Raw genomic sequence first — 21,121 nt, 5'->3', positions numbered from 1 at the left:
GATGGTCCCCGCCGCGCCGGGTCAGGAGGCGTACACCTCGAACTCGGACAGCTGGCCGGCCGGCCAGCCGGTGTTGCCGGTGAAGGTCAGCCGCACGAAGCGGCGGTCACCGGCGGGCAGCGCGATCGACACGCTGTTGCCGCCCGCCGGGTCGAACGTGTAGCCCGCCGCCGCCTTCAGGGTCGAGAACGACGAGCCGTCGGTGGAGCCGAGCACGGACACGGTCTGGGTACGGGTCTGCCAGGCCGACGACGGGGGCAGCTTCAGCACCACCCGGGCCACCGGCCGGGCGCTGCCCAGGTCGACGGTCACCGACTGGGGGAAGGCGTTGCCGGCGCTCTCCCAGTAGGTGTTCGCGTTGCCGTCGACGGTGTTCGCGGCGCCGTACACGTCGGCGTGGCTGGTCTCGGCGACCGGCCGGCCCGCCGCCAGGTTCCCGGCCGGCGGCGCGGTGGTGGGTGGCGGAGTCGTGGTGGGCGGCGGTGTGGTGGTGCCGCCGCCGTACACCTCCAGTTCGGCGAGCTGGCCCGCCGGCCAGCCGGTGTTGCCGGTGACGGTGACCCGGACGAACCGCCGGCCGCCGGACGGCAGCGCGATCGACACGCTGTTGCCGGCCGCCGGGTCGAACACGCGGCCCGCCGACGCGGCCAGCGTGGTGTACGAGGAACCGTCGGTGGACCCGAGCACGGCGAGCGTCTGGGTGCGCCGTTCCCAGCCGGCCGGGAGTTTGAGCACGACCCGGTCGACGGTGCGGGACGCGCCGAGGTCGACGGTGAGCGACTGTGGGAACGCGTTGTTGGCGCTCTCCCAGTAGGTGGCGGCGTTGCCGTCGACGGCGTTGCCGGCGGCGTACGTCTGGGTGGTGCTGGTGGCGGTCGCCGGCCGGCCGAGCGCCAGGTTCCCGCCGGTCGGCGCTGCCGTGGTCGGCGCCGGGCTGGTGGGCGGCGGGCTGGACGGGCCGTTGCCCCACTGCGGCTGCGGCCACGGCCCGCAGTACGGGGTGGGCGTGTACCAGCCGGAGTTGCCGGTGCCCTGGGTGATCTGGAAGCCGCTGCCGACGCAGTTGTGGATCGGGTTGGACTGGGCGATGCCGGTGGCCCGCACGTTTGTGAACCGGACCTGGCTGGGCGCCTGCACCTGGAGCGCGTACGTGCCCGCGCCGTCGATGCGCACGTTGTCGAACGAGATGCCGCTGGTCTGCCCCTCGATCCAGTGCAGCGCCGCGTACGAGCTGTCCAGGATGTCGGTGTCGGTGACGGCGATCGTGGCGCCCTGGATCGGTTCGTTCAGTGCGGAGAACCAGATCGCGCCCACGCCGAACTGCCAGTTGTAGTCGGAGTTGCCGTTACGGATCAGCGTGTTGCGGGCCACCGTGATGGTGCCGGCCACGGCCGTCGGCCCGGTGACGCCCGGATAGCGGTTCGCCACGTGGATGCCGCCGCCGTTTGTCACCGAGTCGGCGGTGACGTTGTCGGCGATGGTGATGTCCCGCCCGCCGTACGTGACCAGGTGGTTGGCCAGGATCGTCACGCCGATGGTGTTGCGGGTGAAGGAGTTGCCGACGTTCGGCACGCTCTGCGCCCACATGGCCAGCGCGTCGTCACCGGTGTTGCGGACGAACGTGTTGGTGACTGTGGAGTCGGTGACGCCCCAGTGGAAGTTCACCCCGTCTGCGGTCTGGTCGAGGATGCGGCTGTTGCGGATGGTGAAGTCGTCCATCGGCCCGTCCATCCAGGCGCCGACCTTGGTGTGCTGCAACCACAGGTTGTCCACCACCGAGTTGGTCATCGCGCCGCCGATGGCGTTCACCTGGTCCTCGTCCACCCGTTCCCGGATGTCGCCGATGATGGCGAAGTCCCGCAGCGTGACGTTGCGGCTGGGCCCGCCGGCCTCGTGCGGGCGGATCTCGCCGGAGTAGCCGCCACCGGGCACGTACTTGCCGTAGATGCCGGCGGCGCGCTTGCGGTCGGTGGGGTGCCGGCCGCCGAGCACCGAGTACCAGGGGCCGGCGCCGCGCAGCGTCACGCCGTCGACCACCACGTGGTCCCAGAGCGTGAACGTGCCGGCCGGGATCCACACCGCCCGGCCCTGCGCCTTGCCGGCGTCCACCGCGGCCTGGAACTTCGCCGTCGAGTCGGTGGCGCCGGACGGGTCGGCGCCGAAGTCGGTCACCACGTCCAGCACGCCGGAGGGCTTGGTGATCGGCGCGCCGACCAGCTCGAAGTCGGCCAGGTCGATGGTGAACGTGGGCGACTGGGCGGTCGAGGAGACCTGGAGGCGGATCTTCGTACCGGCCGGGTACGTGGTGCCGAACATGGTGCGGGTCTCGTCGTAGAAGTGGTGCGGGTTGGTGTCGCCCGGGTTGTTGTTGAACGGGTAGCCGCCGTAGTACCAGCCGTACCGGGAGGTGACCGGGACGGCCTTGACCAGCGTGCCGTTGGCGCGCAGGTCGATGGTGGCGTCGCGGCCGGTGCCGGCGGCGTTGTCCGGCAGGCTGTACCGGAACGTGACCGCGTTGGCGGGGGCGGTGAGCGTGAACTCGACGTACTCGCCGACCGCGTCGAGGGTGACCGCCTCCCGGCCGGACGCCTCGGACGGCAGCGTGCCGTAGCGCCGGTCGGGTCCGATCTTCGTGCCGGTGTGGGCGGCCTGTTCGGCCTCCTGCTCCCGGAACGGCACTGTGGCGCCGCGTCCGGTGATGTCGAACGGGGACAGTCCGGCGGCGCGCGCCGGGGTGGCGGTCGTGGTGAGCGCCACGACGACGAGTGTCGAGGCGGCGAGCGCGGCGGCGGCGAGGGCGGCCACGCCGGTGCTGCGGTGGCGGTGCGCGGTGCGGTGCTCGGCCATGCGGGGTGTACTCCCTTTCGTCGGTGGCCAGATCCCCCGTGCGGCGTTGCCTCTCCTTCCTCCTCCCCAGGTGCGCGGCGTGGTGGCGGCCGGGACGGGCCGCCGGGTGTCGCGGGCGGCGCCGGCGGCGGGACGGGGCCGCCGGCGCCGCGGTCAGGCCGATCGGGTACGCAGCCAGACCGCGGTGTCCGGTGGCAGCCGGTCGTCGTCGAGTGGGCCGCTGGCGAGCAGCAGCGCGTCGTGCGCGGGCAGCGGCACCGCTGCGCCGCCGAGGTTGACCAGGCAGGCGAAGCCGGGTTCGCGGGCGAACGCGAGCACGCCGTCCGGCGCGGGCAGCCAGCTCAGCGTGCCGTCGCCGAGCGCGGGTTCGGCGCGGCGCAGCGCCAGCGCGGCCCGGTACAGCTCCAGCATCGAGTGCGGGTCGCCGGTCTGGGCGCGGACCGTGCGGTCCTTCCAGTCGGCCGGTTGCGGCAGCCAGGGCGCGGCGGCCGCACCGTCGGGGCTGAACCCGAACGGCGGGGTGTCGCCCTGCCAGGGCAGCGGCACCCGGCAGCCGTCGCGGCCCGGGTCGACCCGCCCGGACCGCTCCCACATCGGGTCCTGCCGCAGCTCGTACGGGATGTCCTCGACCTCCCAGAGCCCCAGTTCCTCGCCCTGGTAGACGTAGGCGGCGCCGGGCAGCGCGAGCGACAGCAGCGCGGCGGCGCGGGCCCGGCGGGTACCCAGTTCCAGGTCGGTGGGGATGCCCTCGCGTTTGGCGGCGAAGCTGAACCGGGTGTCGGCGCGGCCGTACCGGGTGACGTGGCGGGTCACGTCGTGGTTGGACAGGACCCAGGTGGCCGGCGCGCCGACCGGGGCGTGCGCGGCGAGCGTGCCGTCGATGCTGTCCCGCAGCGCGGTGGCGTCCCAGGCGCAGCCGAGGAAGTCGAAGTTGAACGCGGTGTGCAGCTCGTCCGGGCGCAGGTAGTTCGCGAACCGTTGCCGGTCGGGCAGCCACACCTCGCCGACCAGCGCGCGCCCACCCGGGTACGAGTCGGCGATGCGCCGCCACGCGCGGTACACGTCGTGCACGCCGTCCTGGTCGCGGAACGGGTGCGGCCGGTCCGGGTGAACCTCGGGCAGCGTGCCGTCCTTGACCAGCAGCCCGGCCGAGTCGATGCGGATGCCGTCCACGCCCCTGTCGAACCAGAAGCGCAGGATGTCCTCGAACTCGGCGCGGACCCGGGGGTGGTCCCAGTTGAAGTCGGGTTGCTGCGGGGCGAACAGGTGCAGGTACCAGTCGCCGGGGGTGCCGTCCGGGTCGGTGGTGCGGGTCCAGGTGGGGCCGCCGAACTCGCCGGTCCAGTCGGTGGGTGGCAGGTCGCCGCCCGGTCCCCGGCCGGCGCGGAACCAGAACAGGTCCCGCTCGGGTGCGCCCGGGCCGCCGGCGAGCGCGGCCCGGAACCAGGGGTGCGCGTCGGAGCAGTGGTTCGGCACCACGTCGACGATGCTGCGGATGCCGAGCGCGTGCGCCTCCGCGATCAGCGTCTCCACCTGGGCGAGGGTGCCGAAGACCGGGTCGATGTCACGGTAGTCGGACACGTCGTAGCCGGCGTCGGCCATCGGCGACGGGTACCAGGGGCTGAACCAGATGGCGTCGACGCCGAGCGCGGCGAGGTGATCCAGGCGGGACCGGATGCCGGCGACGTCGCCGATCCCGTCGCCGTCGCCGTCGGCGAAGCTGCGCGGATAGACCTGGTAGATCACCGCGGAGCGCCACCACGGGCTGTTGTCGGCCATGGACACGGGCACCTGCTTTCTGCGGGTCGGTTCTGCTGCGGCGGGCTCGCGGCCCGGGTGCGGGCGGTGGCGCGGGGTCAGCCCTTGAGGCCGCCGGTGGTCAGGCCGGACATGATGTTGCGCTGGAAGATCAGGAACAGCACGACGGTGGGGATGGCGGCGATCACCGACGCGGCGATGACCACGTTCATCGGGGTGCCGCCGGCGAAGGCGTAGATGCCGACGCTGACGGTCCGCGTCTCCGGCGACGGCATGACCAGCTTCGGCCAGAGGAAGTCCTTCCAGACCGCCGTCACCGCGAAGATCGCCACCACGCCGAGGATCGGGCGGGACATCGGCAGGACGATCGACCAGAGCGTGCGCAGCGGGGAGGCGCCGTCCATCACCGCGGCGGCCATCAGGTCCTCCGGGATCGAGTCGAAGAACCGTTTCAGCAGGAAGATGTTGAACGCGTTCGCCACCAGCGGCAGCCAGATCGCGAACGGCGAGTCGAGCAGGTTGACGTGCACGATCGGCAGGTCGATCACCGTGACGTACTGCGGGACGATCAGCACCATCGCCGGGATCATCAGCGTCGCCAGCATCATGCCGAGGATCAGCCCGCCCAGCACCGGGCGCAGCTTCGACAGCGCGTACGCGGCGGCGGTGTCGAGGACGAGCTGGAACAGCACCGCCCCGGCGGCGTAGTAGAACGTGTTGAACAGCAGCTTCGCCAGGTCCAGGTTGGTCCAGGCGTCGACGTAGTTGCCCGGCTGCGGGTCGCGCGGGAACAGCGTCGGCGGGGTCTGGGCGATCTCCTGGCCGGACTTGAGCGCGCCGGTGACCATCCAGTAGAGCGGGCCGAGGAACACCAGCGTGAACCCGGCGACGACCACGGAGAGCACGATCCAGTAGAGGACGCGGCCGCGACCGCGTCGCAGCTGCGCGTGGGATATGAGGGTACGGGTGGTGCTGTCGGCGGCCATGTCCTAGTCCTGTCTCGCGGTCAGTCGCAGGTAGACGGCGGAGAACCCGGCCAGCACCACGAGCATGATCACGCCGAGCGCGGCGGCGCCGTTGAGGTCGTTCTGGAAGAACCCGTGCTGGTAGATCAGGTACGCCACGGAGGTCGCCGAGTCCTGCGTACCGGCGCCGTTGGCGAGGATCAGCGGCTCGATGAACAACTGCATGGTGGCGACGATCTGGAGCATCGCCAGCAGCGCCAGGATCAGCCGGGTCTGCGGGATCGTCACGTGCCGGATGCGCCGCCACACCCCGGCGCCGTCGATCTCGGCGGCCTCGTACAGTTCGCCGGGGATGTTCTGCAACGCGGCCAGGTAGATCAGCACGGCGCCGCCCATGTTCATCCAGGTCGACGCGATCACCATGGCCGGCATCGTCATCGCCGGCGACTGCATCCACTCCGACGTGGGCAGTCCCAGCGCGGTGAGGATCGCGTTGAACAGCCCCGCCTCGCTCGGGTCGTACGCGTAGAACTTGAACAGGAACAGCGCTGAGGCCGGTGGCAGCATCACCGGCAGGTAGACGAGCACCCGCAGGTAGCCCTTGGCGTGGCGCAGCTCGTTGAGCAGGATCGCCACGAAGAACGGCACCAGGTAGCCGAGCACGAGCGCCAGGCCGGTGAAGACGAACGTGTTCTTCCAGGCGGTCCAGAAGCTCGGATCGGCGATGATCCGGCTGTAGTTGTCCCAGCCCACCCAGGTGGTCTCGCCCCGGCGGGTGCGCTGGAAGCTCATCACGACGCCGCGGACCATCGGGTACCAGGAGAAGACGGCGAAGCAGACGACAGCGCCGATGAGGAACGCGTGCCCGGTGAGGTTGTCCCGGACCTTGCGGCCGAGGCCGGCGCGGCGTCCGGTGGTACGCGACGGCGGCGGCGCGACGGGACCGGGACGGCGGGTGGCACCGGGGGCGGTGGTGAGCGCCAAGGCGACTCCTGCGGTGCTCGGGGAGGTGGGGCCGGTGCGCCGGCCCCACCTCCGGTCGGGTCAGCTCTGCGCGGCCAGCAGCTGGTTGACCTTGTCCTCGGCGGTCTTGAGCAGCGCGTCGATGTTCGCGTTCGGGTTCGTCAGCACCCCGGACATCGCCGCGTCGAGCACCGCGTAGATCGCCTGCGCGTTGCGCGGCTCCCCCTTGATCGGCACCGGGTTGGCCTCGAAGACCGCGAAGTTCGTGGTGTCCACGTTGGCGTTGGCCTTGCGCAGCTCCAGTTCCTGCTTCTGCGCGTCGCTGCCGCCTGCGAACAACAGCGGCTGGGGCAGGCCGACCGGGTAGTTCTGCGGCTTGGCGCGCACGTAGTCGAACTGGCCCTTGCCGGGGGTGAGCTTCTGGTAGGCGAGCCACTTCAGACCGGCCTTCACCTGATCGGGGCTCAGGCCCTTCTTGAAGAAGTAGCCCTCGCCACCGCCGAGCGTGGCCTTGGCCGGGCCGTCCTGACCGGGCAGCGGGCCCATCGCCCAGTCCTGGTACTTGCCCTGGAACTGGCTGACGATCGCCTGGGTCGCGTCCGGCGCGCCGATGAACATGCCGACCTTGCCGGCGCCGGCGTTGGTGAGCAGGTCACCCCACTGGAGCAGCTGCCGGGCGCCCATGCTGTTGTCCCCGTAGCGCATGTCCTTGAGGTTCTGCAGGACCTGCCTGCCCATCGCGTTGTTGAAGTCGGCCTTCTTGCCGTCGGCGCTGAGCACCTGGCCGCCCTGGGAGTAGAGCAGCGAGGTGAAGTGCCAGCCGCCGGTGTTGCCGGCGCTGTACTCGGCGTACCCGGCGATGCCATCGCCGAGCGCGGAGATCTTCTTGGCCGCGGCCCGCACCTCGGGCCAGGTCTTCGGCGGGTTGTTCACGTCGAGCCCGGCCCGCTGGAACAGCGCCTTGTTGTAGATCAGGCCCATCGAGTAGTTCTTCACCGGGACCGCGTAGAGCTTGCCGCCGTCGGTGAAGACGTCCTTGAGCGCCGGGTCGACGCTGTCCCAGGTGGGGATCGTGTCCTTCGTGGCGTACTGGCCGATGTCCATCGCCTGGCCGGAGTCCAGCACCTGCTGCAGGTCGGTCATGTAGCCGTAGAAGACGTCGGTGACGGTGCCGCCGGCGAGGCGGGCGGTGAAGTCCGGCGGGTTGTTGCACTGCTCGCCGACGCTGACGCTCTTGACGACGATGTCCGGGTTCTGCCGCTGGAACTCGGCGACGTCGTCGTTCCAGTTCTTCAGCAGCTCCTTCTGCGCGCCGACCGGCTGGCAGTCGACGGTGATGGTGACCTTGCCGCCGGCGTCGCTGCTGTCGTCGCTCTTGGTGGAGCACGCCGCAAGGCTGAGCCCGAGGCCGGCCGCGAGCGCCGCGGCCGCGACCTTCCGATACTGCGGTACGGACATCTGTCCATCCCTTCGGGAACGGGTGTATCCATGGCCTTCATTGATGTGCGGTGACCGCGCGGCTGCCCTCTGGTGGTGGAACGGCAGCCGTGCGCGCCCTGCCTCCGGAAACCGCGCCCCGGGTCAGGTGTGAGTGGAGTCACTGTAGCGACGCGAACCGAATCCAGCAAGATGCGGACGCAAGAATGCAAGAACTCGACTGCTGCACGAATTGCCCGTCGATCTTGGAGTTGTGGCACCTCGGATACCGGAAGTAGGCCGCATTCCGGGCGCACTACTCCAAGATCGACGGACGCGGCGAGGCGCGGCGGGACGCGGCGAGGCGGGCGGGCGGGCGGGCGGAGGCCGCCGGGGTCAGCGGCGAGGGGCGGGGGCGGTGGAGCCGCGTACCACCAGCTCGGGCTCGAACAGCAGCTCGTCGTGCAGCACGCCGGCGCCCTCGATCTGGGTCACCAGCAGGTCGACGGCGGCCTGGCCCATCGTCTCGATCGGCTGCCGCACCGTGGTCAGCGGCGGGTCGGTGCAGGTCATGAACGCCGAGTCGTCGAAGCCGACCACCGAGACGTCGGCCGGAACGGCGCAACCCAGCCGGCGGGCGGCCCGGATGGTGCCCAGCGCCAGCACGTCGCTGGCGCAGACGATCCCGGTGGCACCGCGCTCGATCAGCTTCGTGGCCGCGACCCGCGCGCCCTCCATGGAGAAGCTGGACCGCTCCACCAGGGACCGGTCCTCGCCCCAGTCGGCGGCCCGGACCATCGCATCGAGCTTGCGGCGCGACGGCACGTGGTCGGCCGGGCCGAGCACCATGCCGATCCGCTCGTGGCCGAGGGAGCGCAGGTGCCCGTACGCCTGCTCGACGGCGACCGCGTCGTCCGTGGACACCCGCGGGAAGCCCAGCTCCTCGACGCCGGCGTTCACCAGCACCACCGGCAGGCCGCGGTCGGTGAGGCGCCGGTAGTGCTCGTGCGAGGCGTCGGCGAGGGCGTACGAGCCACCGGCGAAGATGACGCCGCTGACCTGGTGGTCGAGCAGCATCTCCACGTATCCGGACTCCGGCACGCCACCGATGGTGCGGGCGCACAGCGCCGGGGTGAAGCCACGCTGCGCGAGGGAGCCGGTGACCACCTCGGCCAGGGCCGGGAAGATCGGGTTCTGCAACTCCGGCAGCACCAGGCCGACCAGGCGGGCGCGCTCGCCGCGCAGTTTCGTCGGGCGCTCGTATCCGAGCACGTCGAGGGCGGTCAGCACGGCGGTCCGGGTCGCCTCGGACACGCCGCCTCGGCCGTTGAGCACCCGGCTCACTGTCGCCTCGCTGACGCCCGCCTTGCGGGCCACCTCGGTCAGGCGCTTCGTCACGGCGGCAATCGTACGTCGGATTCTTGCAAGAAATGAACAGCCGGAGTGGTCAAGTCTTGCCGGACACAGCAGCAGGGGGCTCGAAAGATGCGAGCAGATTGATGCTTGAAAGCAAACAGAGAGCCGGAATAACATGAGGAACCTTGTCGATGGCCTGCGCCGCCGAGGCCACCCGTCCCCGAGAAAGTGGGTGCTCCGATGTCGCGGAGCGTGCCGAGGATCCTCGCCGCGGTGCTCGCCGCCGCCCTGCTCGTACCGCCCGGCACCGCCACGGCGGGCCCGCCGCGCGGACCGGCTCCCGTGGTGACCCGCGCCGGGCTCGACCCCGCGCTCGTCGCCGGTCGCGGTGCGACTGTGGACTACGTCGAACAGGAGGCGGAGCACGGCCGGACCACCGGCACCGTGATCGGGCCGGACCGGTCGGCGTACACACTCGCCGGTGAGGCGTCCGGCCGCCGGGCCGTACGCCTGCTGCCCGGCCAGTACGTCGAACTCACGCTCCCCCGGCCCACGAACGCGCTGACCGTGCGCTACAGCATCCCGGACGCGCCGGGCGGCGGCGGGATCACCGCGCCGCTGCGGGTGTCCGTCGGGCACGCCCCCGCCCGCACCATGACGCTGACCTCGCAGTACGCCTGGCTCTACAACCAGTACCCGTTCACCAACGACCCCGGCGCCGACCTGCTGCACCCGGACTGGTGGATCACCGAGTGCTCCTGCGTCCCGGCGGCCACCACGCCGACCCCGGTGATCAGCAAGCCGTTCCGGCCGCACCACTTCTACGACGAGCAGCGGATGCTGCTCGGGCGTACCCATCGGGCCGGCGAGGTGGTCCGGCTGACCGCGCCGCGCGGCACGGCCGCCGCGTGGACGGTCATCGACCTGGTGGACGCGCACCTGGTCGCGCCGCCTCGCGTGGTCCCCGGCGCGGTGAACGCGCTGTCCTTCGGCGCCGACCCGGCAGGCCGGCGGGAGTCCGCCGACGCACTCGACCGGGCGATCGCGTACGCCCGCCGGCTGGACCGCCCGCTCTACCTGCCGCCTGGTACCTACCAGGTCAACCGGCACGTCGCCGTCGACGACGTGACGATCGCCGGGGCCGGGAGCTGGTACACGATCGTGCGGGGACGCGAGGTCGCCCTGGACACCCCGGCGCCCGACGGCTCCCGCCACACCGGTGTCGGCTTCTACGGCCGCGACGCCGCCGACGGCGGCAGCAGCGACGTGCACCTGTCCGGCTTCGCGATCGAGGGCGACGTGCGGGAGCGGATCGACACCGATCAGGTCAACGCCATCGGCGGGGCGCTGAACCACAGCACCATCGACGGCCTCTACCTGCACCACACGAAGGTCGGCATGTGGTTCGACGGGCCGATGACCGGCCTGCGGGTCACGAACACCGTGATCGCGGACCAGATCGCCGACGGGCTGAACCTCCACACCGGCGTCACGCACTCGTCGGTGACGAACTCGGTGGTCCGCAACAGCGGCGACGACGCGCTGGCGATGTGGTCGGAGGGTACGGCGAACGCGTCGAACACGTTCGCGTACAACACGGTGCAGTCGCCGGTGCTCGCCAACGGCATCGCGCTGTACGGGGGCGCCGACCTGACCGTCGCGCACAACCTGATCGCCGACCCGGTCCGCGAGGGCAGCGCGATCCAGGTGGGCTCCCGGTTCGGGGCGGAGCCGTTCACCGGCCGGCTGCGGATCACCGGCAACACCACGGTGCGGGCCGGCACCTACGACCTGAACTGGAACATCGGCCTCGGCGCGATCTGGTTCTACGCGCTGGACCGCAGCATCGACGCCGCGGACATCCAGGTGACCGGTGACGCGTACCTGGACAGCACCTACAACGCGATCATGCTGGTCAGCGACTGGCCGGTGAAGGACAGCGTCCGCATCGACAACGTACGCTTCCGCGACATCCGGGTCGACGGCACCGGCACGTCGGTGGTCAGCGCGCGTACGGCGGGCGGGGCGAGCTTCGCGAACGTCGACGCCCGCAACGTGGGCGCGGTCGGCGTGAACAACTGCGGGTCGTTCCACTTCACCCCGGCCGGGTCGGAGTTCGGCCTGACCGACCTCGGCGGCAACGACGGCGGCTGGCTGGCGCCGTGGCTGCTGCCGAACACCATCACCTGCGACGACCGGCCGCCGGTGGTGCCGCCGCCCTCGCCGTCGCGCTGGTGACACACGACGCGACCCCCGCCGGACGGGCCGGCGGGGGTCGCGGTGCGGGTGACTCAGGCCTCGGTGAGCTGGCCGCGCAGCTTGGTCAGGGCGCGGGCGAGCAGCCGGGACACGTGCATCTGGGAGACACCGACCCGGGCGGCGATCTCGCTCTGGGTCAGGTTGCCGTAGAAGCGCAGCGTGAGGATCTTCTGCTCGCGCTCGTCGAGCGTGGCGAGCGCCGGGCCGAGCGAGGCGCGCAGCTCGGCCAGCTCGTACTCGTTGTCCTCGGTGCCGAGCGTGTCGCCCAGCTCGGTGGCGCTGTCGCCGTCGCCGATCGGGGTGGACAGCGAGACCGCGTTGTACGCGCGGGCACCCTCCAGGCCCTCCAGCACCTCTTCCTCGGTGACGTCGAGGTGGGCGGCGATGTCGGCGACGGTCGGGGCCCGGTTGAGCGTCTGGGTCAGCGTGCTGTTGGCCTCGGAGATGCGCAGCCGCAGCTCCTGGAGGCGACGCGGAACCCGGATGTTCCAGGTGCGGTCGCGGAAGTGCCGCTTGATCTCGCCGAGGATCGTCGGGATGGCGAAACCGGCGAAGTCGACACCGCGCGAGGCGTCGAACCGGTCGACCGCCTTGATCAGGCCGAGCGCGGCGGTCTGGGCCAGGTCGCCGGCCGGCTCACCGCGACCGCTGTAGCGGGCGGCCAGGTGGTTCGCCAGCGGCAGCCACGCCTCGATGACCTGGTTGCGCAGGCCGGCCCGCTGCGGGTGGTCGGCGGGCAGTGCGGCGAGCGCCGCGATCAGCTCGCTGGCGCGGGTCTCCTCACCCGTCTGCGGCGCGCGGTGCACCTCGGTGGCGGTCGATCCCATGGTCATCGTGGTCATGCTGCCCTTCCTGTCCTCCGAGAACGGGTGGCCTCCCACACCGGTCGTGCCAGCCACACTAGACCAAAGGTCACCGCCAAATCAACCGAACGGACGATGGAGATTTCGGTTTATACCGGACAAAGCAGCGATGAGGGCCGTCAGCGAGGTAGCAGCGGCCGGTAGTCGGCGGCGGTGAGCGGCAGCGCGGAGAGGCTCCCGTCCGCGCGTGGCACCTCCAGCGGCTGCCCGTCCCGGCGGAACGCGACGCTGTACACGTCCGGCCGTTGGGTGAGGCTGCACACGATCTGCCCGAAGGCCAGCACCTCGTCGTTGCGGCCGGTCTCCTCCCCCGCCTGGCGCACGTCGACGGTCGCCAGCGTGCCGGCCAGCGTCGCACCGGCCACCGCCACCGTGCCCGGCAGCGCCGTGGCCAGCCCCTGACTGCGCTCGCCGCCGTCCGGCCCGGCCAGCAGGTGCTGCAGGTGCGCGTCCACGCCGGGCAGCCCGTCCACCCGGCGTGTGACCACGACCAGCCCGTCGTCGCGGACGAAGCAGAACGGCTCGTCCACCCGCCCGTCCCCGTCGGCGGTCGAGGACACCGTGGGGGTCGGGAACGCGCCCGGCGGCGTCTGCACCGGGCGGGGCTCGTCGTCCACCGGCACCCCGCAGCCGGCCAGCAGCGCGACCGCGAGCAGGGCGGGCAGGAGCCGCCGGCGGCTCATCGCAGCGCTCCGGGCAGCTCGACCCGGAACCGGGCGCCGGGCTCGCGGTCCAGCACCGCGGCCGTACCGCCGTGCGCGGCGGCGTGCTGCGCCACCAGCGCCAGCCCGAGGCCGGTGCCGTCGGTGCCGGCCCGGTCGTGCGCCGCTCGCCCCCTGACGAACCGGTCGAAGATGATCTCGCGGTCGCCGGGTGGCACGCCCGGACCGGCGTCGTCGACCTCCAGCACGCCCACGCCGTCGCGCGCGGCGAGGCGTACCGTGACCGGCCCGCCGCCGTACCGCTCGGCGTTCTCCAGCAGGTTCAGCAGCGTCTGGGCGAACCGGCGCCGGTCGACCCACCACAGGCGCGGGGCGTCGCCGTCGACGGTCACGAGGCTCTCCGGCAGCGACCGCTCCCGGCAGACCGTCCGGGCCAGCTCCACCACGTCGACCGTCTCGCGGTGGGCCGGCTGCTCGGTGCGGGCCAATTGGATGAGGTCGTCGACCAGGCGCTGGAACCGGGTCACCTCGTCGGCGACCAGGCCCGCCGCCGTCGCGGTGCGTTCGTCCTGGTGCTCCCGGCGGCGGTTGAGCACGCTCGCGGCGGCGGCCAGGGTCTGCAACGGCGAGCGCAGCTCGTGGCTCACGTCGGCGGCGAAGCGCCGGTCCCGCTCGATGCGGTGCACCAGCTTGTCGACCATCTCGTTGAACGAGCTGGACAGGCGGGTGAGGTCGGGATCGGTGGTCGAGTCGAGCCGGGTGGCGAAGTCGCCCGCGGCGATCCGTTCCGCCGCGTCGGCGACCGCGGTGAGCGGCCGCAGGCTGTGCCGGGTGGCGTACCAGCCGAGCGCCGCGCCCGCGCCGGCGACCATGATCGCCACGGCGATCAGCGCCAGGCCCACCACCTGGAACGTCTCCTCGACCTCCCGCAGCGAGGTCAGCTCGTAGTAGCCGAGCGCGCCGGGCAGCGGGACGCCGACCAGCAACGCGGGCTGGCCGTCGAGCCGGATCCGCTGCACCGCAGGCTTGCCGTCGGCCACCATCCGCTGCAACTCCACCGGCACCGAGCGGGCGCCCACGTCGGCGGTCCGGGCGTACCAGCCGTCGGGCAGGTGCAGCAGCGGACGGCGGGCGCTGCCGGTGTCGAGCGAGCGCAGCACGGCCACCACGTCCGGGGTGCCGGTGTCCAGGCCGGAGCGGACCACCGCGGCGTCGTAGTAGGCGGCCCGGACCGCGGTGCGCTCCCGCTCGTCGAGCAGCGAGCGCCGGGTCAGGTCGTACGAGAAGAGGGCCATCAGCGCCGACAGCAGCAACGCGCCGACGGCGAACGCCGCGGTGACCCGGGCGCGCAGGCCGGGGCGGGTCATCGCTGGAGCTTGTAGCCGAGGCCGCGCAGGGTGACCAGGTGGCGCGGGTTGGCCGGGTCGGTTTCGATCTTCTGGCGCAGCCGGCCCACGTGCACGTCGACGAGCCGCTCGTCGCCGGTCTCGTAGCCCCAGACCCGGCTGAGCAGCTGCTGGCGCGACAGCACCCGGCCGGCGTGCTCGGCCAGCTCGCAGAGCAGCCGGAACTCGGTGCGGGTGACCGCCACCGGCCGGCCCGAGCGCCGCACCTCGCCGGCCTCCGCGCTGATCTCCAGGTCGCCGAAGAACTGGGCGGGCACCGGCCCGGCCACCGTGCGGACGCGCCGGCGCAGCGCCCGCAGCCGGGCGGACAGCTCCTTGATCGCGACCGGCTTCACCACGTAGTCGTCGGCGCCGGCCTCCAGCGCGGCGACGATGTCGTGGGTGTCGTCGCGGGCGCTGATCACCACGACCGGTACGTCGTCGTCGCGGCGTAGCTGACGGATGCAGTCGAACCCGTTCATGCCGGGCAGCATGAGGTCGACGAGCACGTAGTCCGCCGGCTTCTCCCGCTGCCGGCGCAGCCCGTCCTCGGCAGTCGGCGCGCCGTCGGCCTCGTAGCCCTCCTCCTCCAGGGCGAGCTGCAGCGCGAGCCGGATGCGGTCGTCGTCCTCGATCACCAGTACGGCCGTCATATGGGCATCATGACCGGCCCGGCACTGGTCGCCCAATCGCGTGGGCCGTTCGTGGTTTTTGTCATCGAACCGTCATACAACCGTCCGGTGACCTCCAAGATCCCTGCGCAGAGTGGGGACTGACCCGATCCCGTCACGGAAGCGACCCGATGCCTGCCAGCCTGCCGTCCCCGCCGGAATCCGCCGTGCCGCACGTGCGCGTGGACATCACCGACGAGCTGGACCTCGCCGGGCTGTCCGAGGTCGCCCACGTGCTGGACCGCATCCTCGCGCTACGGCCCCGCGAGCTGACCGTCGACCTCGCCGGGTGCCGGCATGTGGACCCCGCCGCGGTCGCGCTGCTGCTGGACGTGCACCGCCGGCTGGCGCGGCAGGGCGGCCTGCTCACGCTGAGCAATCCACATCCACGGATCCGGCGCATCCTGGAGAACTCCGGGCTCGGTGCCGTACCCGTCGTCGACACGCCCCGTCCGGCCGCGCGCGGCCGGGCCCGGGTCGCGTCCGCATCTCGCTGAGGAGGAGTGGTGACCGGCAGCACGCTCGTCGGAGCGCTCGTGGTGGGTCTGGCCGTCGGCGGGCTGGGACGCCTCGTCCTGCCGGGGCGCAAGGCCGTCCCGGTGTGGCTGACACTCGCGCTCGGCGTGGCGTCCGCGCTGCTCGGCGCGATCGTGGTCGGCCTGGTGGACCACCGCACCGACGGATCGCCGGTGCTGCCGCTGATGGTGCAGACCGGCTTCGCCGCCGTGGCGGTCGTGCTGGCGGTGGTCGCCGCGGGCCGGCCGGAGGCGGAGGGGCAGACGCCGCCCGGTACGGGCGGCCGGCGGAAGGAGGAGGTGTGACCGTCGTTCCCGCGGACCACCTCATGATGCTCATCTGCGACGCCTGCGGCGACAGCGTCACCGGCACCGGCGCCACGCTGCCCGACGCCGAGGTGGTGTGGACGCTCGTGTTCGAGCACGACTGGGTCGGCTCCCCGTTCGCGTCCGGACCGCATCACTGCCCCCGGTGCAGCGCCCGGGCGGTCATCGCCGACGACGGCCTGGGCATGGACGATCTGGAACAGGTCGCCGGTACCCCGGCCGCGCACGACGTCGACCCGGCCACCGCGGTCCGCCGCGCCCTCGCCGAGCGCTCCCACCGCGACGACATGGAACTGGTCGACCTGTCCGGCCTGGAGGTGATCGACTCCGCCGGACTCAGCCTGCTGGTGCGCGCGCACCAGGACGCGCGGCGCGACGGCCGGCGACTGTGTCTGCTGTCGCCGTCGCGGTTCGTGCTCACCGTGCTGCACACCATGCGGCTCGACGGCGTCTTCACCGTCGTCGACGGCCGCGCCCCGGCGCCGGGCTCCGCACCCCGGCGACCGGTCCTGACCGAACAGAAGGAGCCCTCCCCGTGGTGATGCCCTGGCCGTACCCCGAGTTCCCGTACACCGGCGGCGGACCGGAGCCCGACGACGCGGACACCCGGCTCGCGTCGCTCGTCGCGCAGCGGCTCAGCGCCGACTGGACCACCCGCCGGCAGCAGATCACCGTGACCGTGCAGAACCGGGTGGTGATCCTCGCCGGCCTGGTGGCCGACCCGGAGACCCGCCTGGTCGCCGCCGAGCTGGCCTGGGACGTGCCGGGTGTGTTCGACGTCTGCAACGCGCTGCGGCTCTACGGCGGGCGGCGCGGCGGCCGCTGAGCCGCGGCTGTTGCACGCATCGGCGCCCACCTCTACGCTCGGCCCTGGGAGCGCTCCCCCAGGCCGCCGCGTCGGGCTTTCCGGGCAGGTTCACGACGGGCACCGTCCGATCACCATCCAGCGATGGGACCTTCCCGTATGTTCTCGATTCCCCGCCCCTCCCGGCGGCACCTGCTCGCCGGCGGCGCGGTCGGCGCGCTCGCCCTGGCGGCGGTGGCCGTCCTGCCCTCGCCGAACGCGATGGCGGCGACCGGCTGCGCCGTCACCTACACCACCAACTCCTGGCCCGGCGGCTTCACCGCGAACGTGGCGGTGCGCAATCTCGGCGATCCGGTGAGCAACTGGACGCTGGGCTTCACCTTCCCCGACGGCGGCCAGCGCGTGGTGCAGGGCTGGTCGGCCACCTGGCAGCAGAGCGGCTCGGCGGTCACCGCGCGCAGCCTGGACTACAACGGCACGCTCGGCACCGGCGCGAGCACCACGATCGGCTTCAACGGCTCGTGGACCGGGTCGAACCCGAACCCCACGTCGTTCACGCTCAACGGCACGGTCTGCACCGGCGGCACGAGCACCCCGCCGCCCGCGACCACCCCACCGCCGACCACTCCGCCGCCCACCACCCCACCGCCCACCACTCCACCGCCGCCGACCGGCACCACGCCGGTGGCGATCAACGGCCAGCTCCAGGTGTGCGGCGTCAACCTCTGCAACCAGTACGGGCGGCCGATCCAGCTGCGCGGCATGAGCACGCACGGACTGCAGTGGTTCGCCGGCTGCTACACCGACGCCTCACTGGACGTGCTCGCGAACGAATGGCGGTCCGACCTGCTGCGCGTCTCCATGTACGTGCAGGAGCAGGGCTACGAGACCAACCCGGCCGGCTTCACCGCCCAGGTGAACACGCTCGTGGACAAGGCCGAGGCCCGGGGCATGTACGCGCTGATCGACTTCCACACGCTGACCCCCGGCGACCCGATGTACAACCTGGACCGGGCAAAGACGTTCTTCGCCACCGTGTCCGCGCGCAACGCAGCCAAGAAGAACGTGATCTACGAGATCACCAACGAGCCCAACGGGGTGAGCTGGTCGACCATCCGCACCTACGCCGAGCAGGTCATCCCGGTGATCCGGGCCAACGACCCGGACGCGGTGGTCATCGTCGGCACCCGCGGGTGGTCCTCGCTCGGCGTCTCCGACGGCGCCAACTCCGACGAGATCGTCAACAACCCGGTGCGGGCGCAGAACATCATGTACACGTTCCACTTCTACGCCGCGTCGCACAAGGACAACTACCGCAACGAGGTGCAGCGGGCGGCGAGCCGGTTGCCGCTGTTCGTCACCGAGTTCGGCACCGTCACCTACACCGGTGACGGTGCTGTCGACACCGCGAGCAGCAACGCGTGGCTCGACCTGCTCGACCGGCTGAAGATCAGCTACGCGAACTGGACGTTCTCCGACGCCCCCGAGGGCTCGGCGGCGCTCCGGCCGGGCACCTGCGCGTCCGGCTCGTTCAGCGGCACGTCGGTGCTCACCGAGTCCGGTGCGTACATGCGCGACCGGATCCGTACCGCCGACGACTTCCCCACCTCCTGACCGGGCGGCCGGCGGCGGTCCATTCCCCTTCGGGTCGCCGCCGGTCAGCCCTCCACCAGCCCGGCCCGGCGCCACAGCACCAGGCCCGGCCCGGCGACCAGGCCGAGGTCGGTCAGGTGGTCGGCGATCCGCCGGGCGGACCAGCGCAGCGTGGCCCGCCAGTGCGGGTTCGTACGCGCCGCGGCCCGGCCGGCCGCCGGGTCGATCCCGACCGCCGCGTACGCCCGCGGGTGCACCAGGCGTCGCGTGATCGAGTACGCGGCCCGGCCGATCACCAGCCGCGCGTACGCGAGCGCCACCGGCCCGGCGGCCTCGACCTGGCGGGTCAGCTCGTCGCGGGCGAAGCGCACGTGCCGGGCCTCCTCGACCACGTGGATGCGCGACACCATCCGGATCAGCGGCTGCAACGACTCGTCGGCCATGATCTCGCGCTGGAACGAGTCGAGGATCTCCTCGGCGATGAGGATGGCCGCGTACATCTGGGGGCCGGTCGCTGTGGACTTGAGCCAGCGGCCGAGCAGGTGGTCGAACGGCTCGGCGCGGTAGACGGGCGCGCCGGTGGCCTCGATGAGCCGGCCGAACATGACGGAGTGCCGGCACTCGTCGGCGACCTCGGTGAGCGCGTACTGGGCGTGCCGGCTGGTCGGGTCGGCGTCGTAGTAGTGCCGGATCAGCATCTGCATGAGGATCGTCTCGAACCAGATCCCGGCGCTGGCCGCGCTGGCGACCTCGTGCTTGGTCAGCTCGACCCGCTGGTCCTCGGTCATGGCGTCCCACAGCGGCGTGCCGTAGAGGCTGCTGCGCGTCGGCGGCAGCCAGTACGCGCCGGGCACCGGTGGTGCCGACCAGTCGATGTCGACCGTCGGGTCGTAGCTGGTGCGTACCGAGGCGGAGAGCAGGCGATCGGCGACCGCCTCGCGCGGGAATCCGGCCGTCGTCCGCTCCATGACCCCTCCATATTGACGTAACTTCGAGTAACTGTTACGAGTGGTAGCATGCGACGGACCACCACCGATGTCAATGGCCCCGACGCTCCACCGGAGCCGGCCGCACCCCGTTCCGGCGGACGGCGCGACCGCTGGGCCGACCACCGCGAACAGCGGCGGCAGGAACTGATCGCGGCCGCCGTGCAGGCGCTGCTGCGACACGGCCCGAGCGTCGACATGGACCAGGTCGCCGCCACCGCCGGGGTCAGCAAACCGGTGCTCTACCGCTACTTCGCCGACAAGGCGCAGCTCTGGCTGGCGGTCAGCGAGGTGGTCGCGGCGCGCGTGGTGGCCGCCATCGCCCCCGCCGTGGAGCAGGTACGCGAGGAGCGGGCGCTGGTCGAGGCGACGATCGACGCGTACCTGAGCGTGGTCGAGTACGAGCCGTCGCTGTACCGGTTCCTCGTGCACGAGTCCGGGCATCCCGGCATCCAGCAGGTGGTCACAGGTACCAGCCGGCAGGTCGCGACCGGGCTGGCCCGGGTAATCGGCGACCGGCTGCGCGCGCTCGGACTCGACGCCGGCCCGGCCGAGCCGTGGGCGTACGGGCTGGTCGGATTCGTGCAGGCGGTCGGTGACTGGTGGACCACGCACGGGCAGCCGATCCACCGGGCCGCGCTCACCGAATACCTGACCACGCTGCTGTGGAGCGGCATCGAGGGGGTCCGCCGGGGCGCGGACCTGCCACCGGAGCTGACCCGCGCGCACGAACGGATCGACAGGTGACCTGGGAGGGTCCGGCCCGGATCGCCGGCACCACGGTCCGGCTGCACGGCGGCGGACGGTTCGAGCCGGTCGACGGCCGCTACCACTGGGCCGGGCGGGTCGAGCCGGAACCGCGCCTGGTCCGGCTGCTGCGCTCCGGCCGCCGCGACGTGGAGGTCCGGATCGGCGAACGGGTCGCCCGGGCCCGGCTGGCCGAGGTGGACCCGTGGGGCGGCGTCCGCATCACCGGCGTCGGCACGCCACCCTGGCCGCCGGACGACGAGTGATCCGCGCCGTACCGTGAAGGGATGACGTCTCCCGCCACCGTGCTGCTGGTCTTCGGCCGTGGGGTGGTGGCCGGCGACGACGGCTACCGGCTCACCGCGGAGAGCGTGGCGCGCACCGAGGCCGCGGTGGCCTACGTCCGCGCGCACGCCGAGGCGTTCCGCCGCGCGCCGGACGCCCGGGTGGTGTTCACCGGCGGCTGGCCGCACGGCCCGGCCGGTGCGCCCGGCCCGCCCGCCGGCTACCGGGAGGCGGAGCTGATGCGGGCGCTGGCGCGCGAGGCCGGACTCGACGCGTACGCCCGGTCGGTGGCCGAGACCCGCTCCCGCACCACGCTGCAGAACCTGGCGCACACCGTCCAGGACGGGCTGCTGGGCGCGGCGGAGTTCACCGCGCGGCACCCGCTCGGGCTGGTCTCCCACCCGTGGCACCTGCCCCGCGTCCGGCTGCTCGCCGCGCGCGTGCTCGGCCTGTCCGGTCCGGCGCTGGCCGACGTGCCGGTGACCGCGCCCGACCCGGTGCCGGTCCGGCGGGAGCGGGCCGCCCGGGCGTTCAGCCGGATCGGCCTCCTCGGCGTGCGTACCCCGGAGGCGTCGCTGCGCCGCGAGCGCGCGCTGGCCCGCGCGGCCGAGCGGATCGGACGCCTCACGCCCCGGCGGTGATTCACCGCCACGCGCCCGGGGTACGAGCGTCCTCGATCGACCCGGCGGGCCGTACCGGCGGGCGAGTCCACCCGGGA

Annotated in this window: 20 protein-coding genes; 9 read left to right on the top strand and 11 right to left on the bottom strand. The window is 72.4% G+C overall.

The annotated features are described in order from the left end of the window. Positions 1-21: 21 nt before the first annotated feature. The 6 genes from NMK34_RS15575 to NMK34_RS15550 all read right to left on the bottom strand — a co-directional run bounded on the left by NMK34_RS15575 (position 22) and on the right by NMK34_RS15550 (position 9,347). The gene (locus NMK34_RS15575; RefSeq protein WP_318334000.1) at positions 22-2,847 is read right to left on the bottom strand and encodes a discoidin domain-containing protein; all 2,826 of its coding nucleotides are present in this window, start codon (positions 2,845-2,847) and stop codon (positions 22-24) included. 153 nt (positions 2,848-3,000) lie between these two features. Beyond that, entirely contained in the window at positions 3,001-4,626 is a 1,626-nt protein-coding gene (locus tag NMK34_RS15570) for a glycoside hydrolase family 13 protein (protein ID WP_318336357.1), read from the bottom strand. A 77-nt stretch (positions 4,627-4,703) separates the two neighbouring features. Continuing rightward, complete coding sequence (locus NMK34_RS15565; protein WP_318333999.1) at positions 4,704-5,591, bottom strand: carbohydrate ABC transporter permease; 888 nt, start codon at positions 5,589-5,591, stop codon at positions 4,704-4,706. Positions 5,592-5,594: 3 nt separating this feature from the next. Then, complete coding sequence (locus NMK34_RS15560; protein WP_318333998.1) at positions 5,595-6,554, bottom strand: sugar ABC transporter permease; 960 nt, start codon at positions 6,552-6,554, stop codon at positions 5,595-5,597. A gap of 60 nt (positions 6,555-6,614) precedes the next feature. Then, complete coding sequence (locus NMK34_RS15555; RefSeq protein WP_318333997.1) at positions 6,615-7,991, bottom strand: ABC transporter substrate-binding protein; 1,377 nt, start codon at positions 7,989-7,991, stop codon at positions 6,615-6,617. 354 nt (positions 7,992-8,345) lie between these two features. Further along, positions 8,346-9,347: a LacI family DNA-binding transcriptional regulator gene (locus NMK34_RS15550; RefSeq protein WP_318333996.1), complete on the bottom strand. Its 1,002-nt coding sequence runs from the start codon at positions 9,345-9,347 to the stop codon at positions 8,346-8,348. A gap of 198 nt (positions 9,348-9,545) precedes the next feature. On the opposite strand from NMK34_RS15550, the gene NMK34_RS15545 reads away from it, so the two are divergent. Beyond that, positions 9,546-11,543 (top strand): glycosyl hydrolase family 28-related protein, encoded by a 1,998-nt coding sequence (locus tag NMK34_RS15545; RefSeq protein WP_318333995.1) that lies wholly within the window; start codon positions 9,546-9,548, stop codon positions 11,541-11,543. A 53-nt stretch (positions 11,544-11,596) separates the two neighbouring features. Here the strand turns inward: NMK34_RS15545 and NMK34_RS15540 are convergent, their stop codons facing one another. From NMK34_RS15540 to NMK34_RS15525, 4 genes are all read right to left on the bottom strand, one after another. Then, positions 11,597-12,406, bottom strand: a complete 810-nt coding sequence (locus NMK34_RS15540; protein WP_318333994.1) for a SigB/SigF/SigG family RNA polymerase sigma factor — start codon at positions 12,404-12,406, stop codon at positions 11,597-11,599. A gap of 140 nt (positions 12,407-12,546) precedes the next feature. Continuing rightward, entirely contained in the window at positions 12,547-13,110 is a 564-nt protein-coding gene (locus NMK34_RS15535) for a GerMN domain-containing protein (RefSeq protein ID WP_318333993.1), read from the bottom strand. After that, on the bottom strand, positions 13,107-14,456 hold the full coding sequence (locus NMK34_RS15530) for a HAMP domain-containing sensor histidine kinase (protein WP_318333992.1): 1,350 nt from the start codon (positions 14,454-14,456) through the stop codon (positions 13,107-13,109). Before NMK34_RS15530 ends, NMK34_RS15535 begins: the two co-directional genes overlap by 4 nt. After that, complete coding sequence (locus NMK34_RS15525; RefSeq protein WP_262016272.1) at positions 14,453-15,127, bottom strand: response regulator transcription factor; 675 nt, start codon at positions 15,125-15,127, stop codon at positions 14,453-14,455. Before NMK34_RS15525 ends, NMK34_RS15530 begins: the two co-directional genes overlap by 4 nt. A gap of 149 nt (positions 15,128-15,276) precedes the next feature. On the opposite strand from NMK34_RS15525, the gene NMK34_RS15520 reads away from it, so the two are divergent. From NMK34_RS15520 to NMK34_RS15500, 5 genes are all read left to right on the top strand, one after another. Continuing rightward, a complete protein-coding gene (locus tag NMK34_RS15520) occupies positions 15,277-15,642 on the top strand; it encodes an STAS domain-containing protein (protein ID WP_135239984.1) in 366 nt (121 codons plus the stop codon). 9 nt (positions 15,643-15,651) lie between these two features. Beyond that, complete coding sequence (locus NMK34_RS15515; protein ID WP_013286140.1) at positions 15,652-15,966, top strand: GlsB/YeaQ/YmgE family stress response membrane protein; 315 nt, start codon at positions 15,652-15,654, stop codon at positions 15,964-15,966. Further along, positions 15,963-16,529 (top strand): STAS domain-containing protein, encoded by a 567-nt coding sequence (locus NMK34_RS15510; RefSeq protein ID WP_318333991.1) that lies wholly within the window; start codon positions 15,963-15,965, stop codon positions 16,527-16,529. Before NMK34_RS15515 ends, NMK34_RS15510 begins: the two co-directional genes overlap by 4 nt. After that, a complete protein-coding gene (locus tag NMK34_RS15505; RefSeq protein WP_013476931.1) occupies positions 16,523-16,813 on the top strand; it encodes a BON domain-containing protein in 291 nt (96 codons plus the stop codon). Before NMK34_RS15510 ends, NMK34_RS15505 begins: the two co-directional genes overlap by 7 nt. A 138-nt stretch (positions 16,814-16,951) precedes the next feature. Further along, complete coding sequence (locus NMK34_RS15500; protein WP_318336356.1) at positions 16,952-18,406, top strand: cellulase family glycosylhydrolase; 1,455 nt, start codon at positions 16,952-16,954, stop codon at positions 18,404-18,406. A gap of 44 nt (positions 18,407-18,450) precedes the next feature. Here the strand turns inward: NMK34_RS15500 and NMK34_RS15495 are convergent, their stop codons facing one another. Further along, complete coding sequence (locus NMK34_RS15495; RefSeq protein ID WP_318333990.1) at positions 18,451-19,353, bottom strand: diiron oxygenase; 903 nt, start codon at positions 19,351-19,353, stop codon at positions 18,451-18,453. A 48-nt stretch (positions 19,354-19,401) separates the two neighbouring features. Between NMK34_RS15495 and NMK34_RS15490 the strand changes: the two genes are divergently transcribed. The 3 genes from NMK34_RS15490 to NMK34_RS15480 are packed head-to-tail and all read left to right on the top strand — an operon-like array spanning position 19,402 to position 21,044. Then, positions 19,402-20,118, top strand: coding sequence for a TetR family transcriptional regulator (locus tag NMK34_RS15490; RefSeq protein ID WP_120570057.1), 717 nt, complete (start codon positions 19,402-19,404; stop codon positions 20,116-20,118). Beyond that, entirely contained in the window at positions 20,115-20,384 is a 270-nt protein-coding gene (locus tag NMK34_RS15485) for a DUF4873 domain-containing protein (protein WP_318333989.1), read from the top strand. Before NMK34_RS15490 ends, NMK34_RS15485 begins: the two co-directional genes overlap by 4 nt. Before the next feature lie 21 nt (positions 20,385-20,405). Next, the gene (locus tag NMK34_RS15480; RefSeq protein WP_318333988.1) at positions 20,406-21,044 is read left to right on the top strand and encodes a YdcF family protein; all 639 of its coding nucleotides are present in this window, start codon (positions 20,406-20,408) and stop codon (positions 21,042-21,044) included. Positions 21,045-21,121: the final 77 nt, after the last annotated feature.

Origin of the sequence: Micromonospora sp. BRA006-A (assembly GCF_033433935.1) — a bacterium.
GTDB classification, from domain to species: Bacteria; Actinomycetota; Actinomycetes; order Mycobacteriales; family Micromonosporaceae; genus Micromonospora; species Micromonospora aurantiaca.
This window is presented reverse-complemented; position numbering and strand designations above follow the sequence as displayed.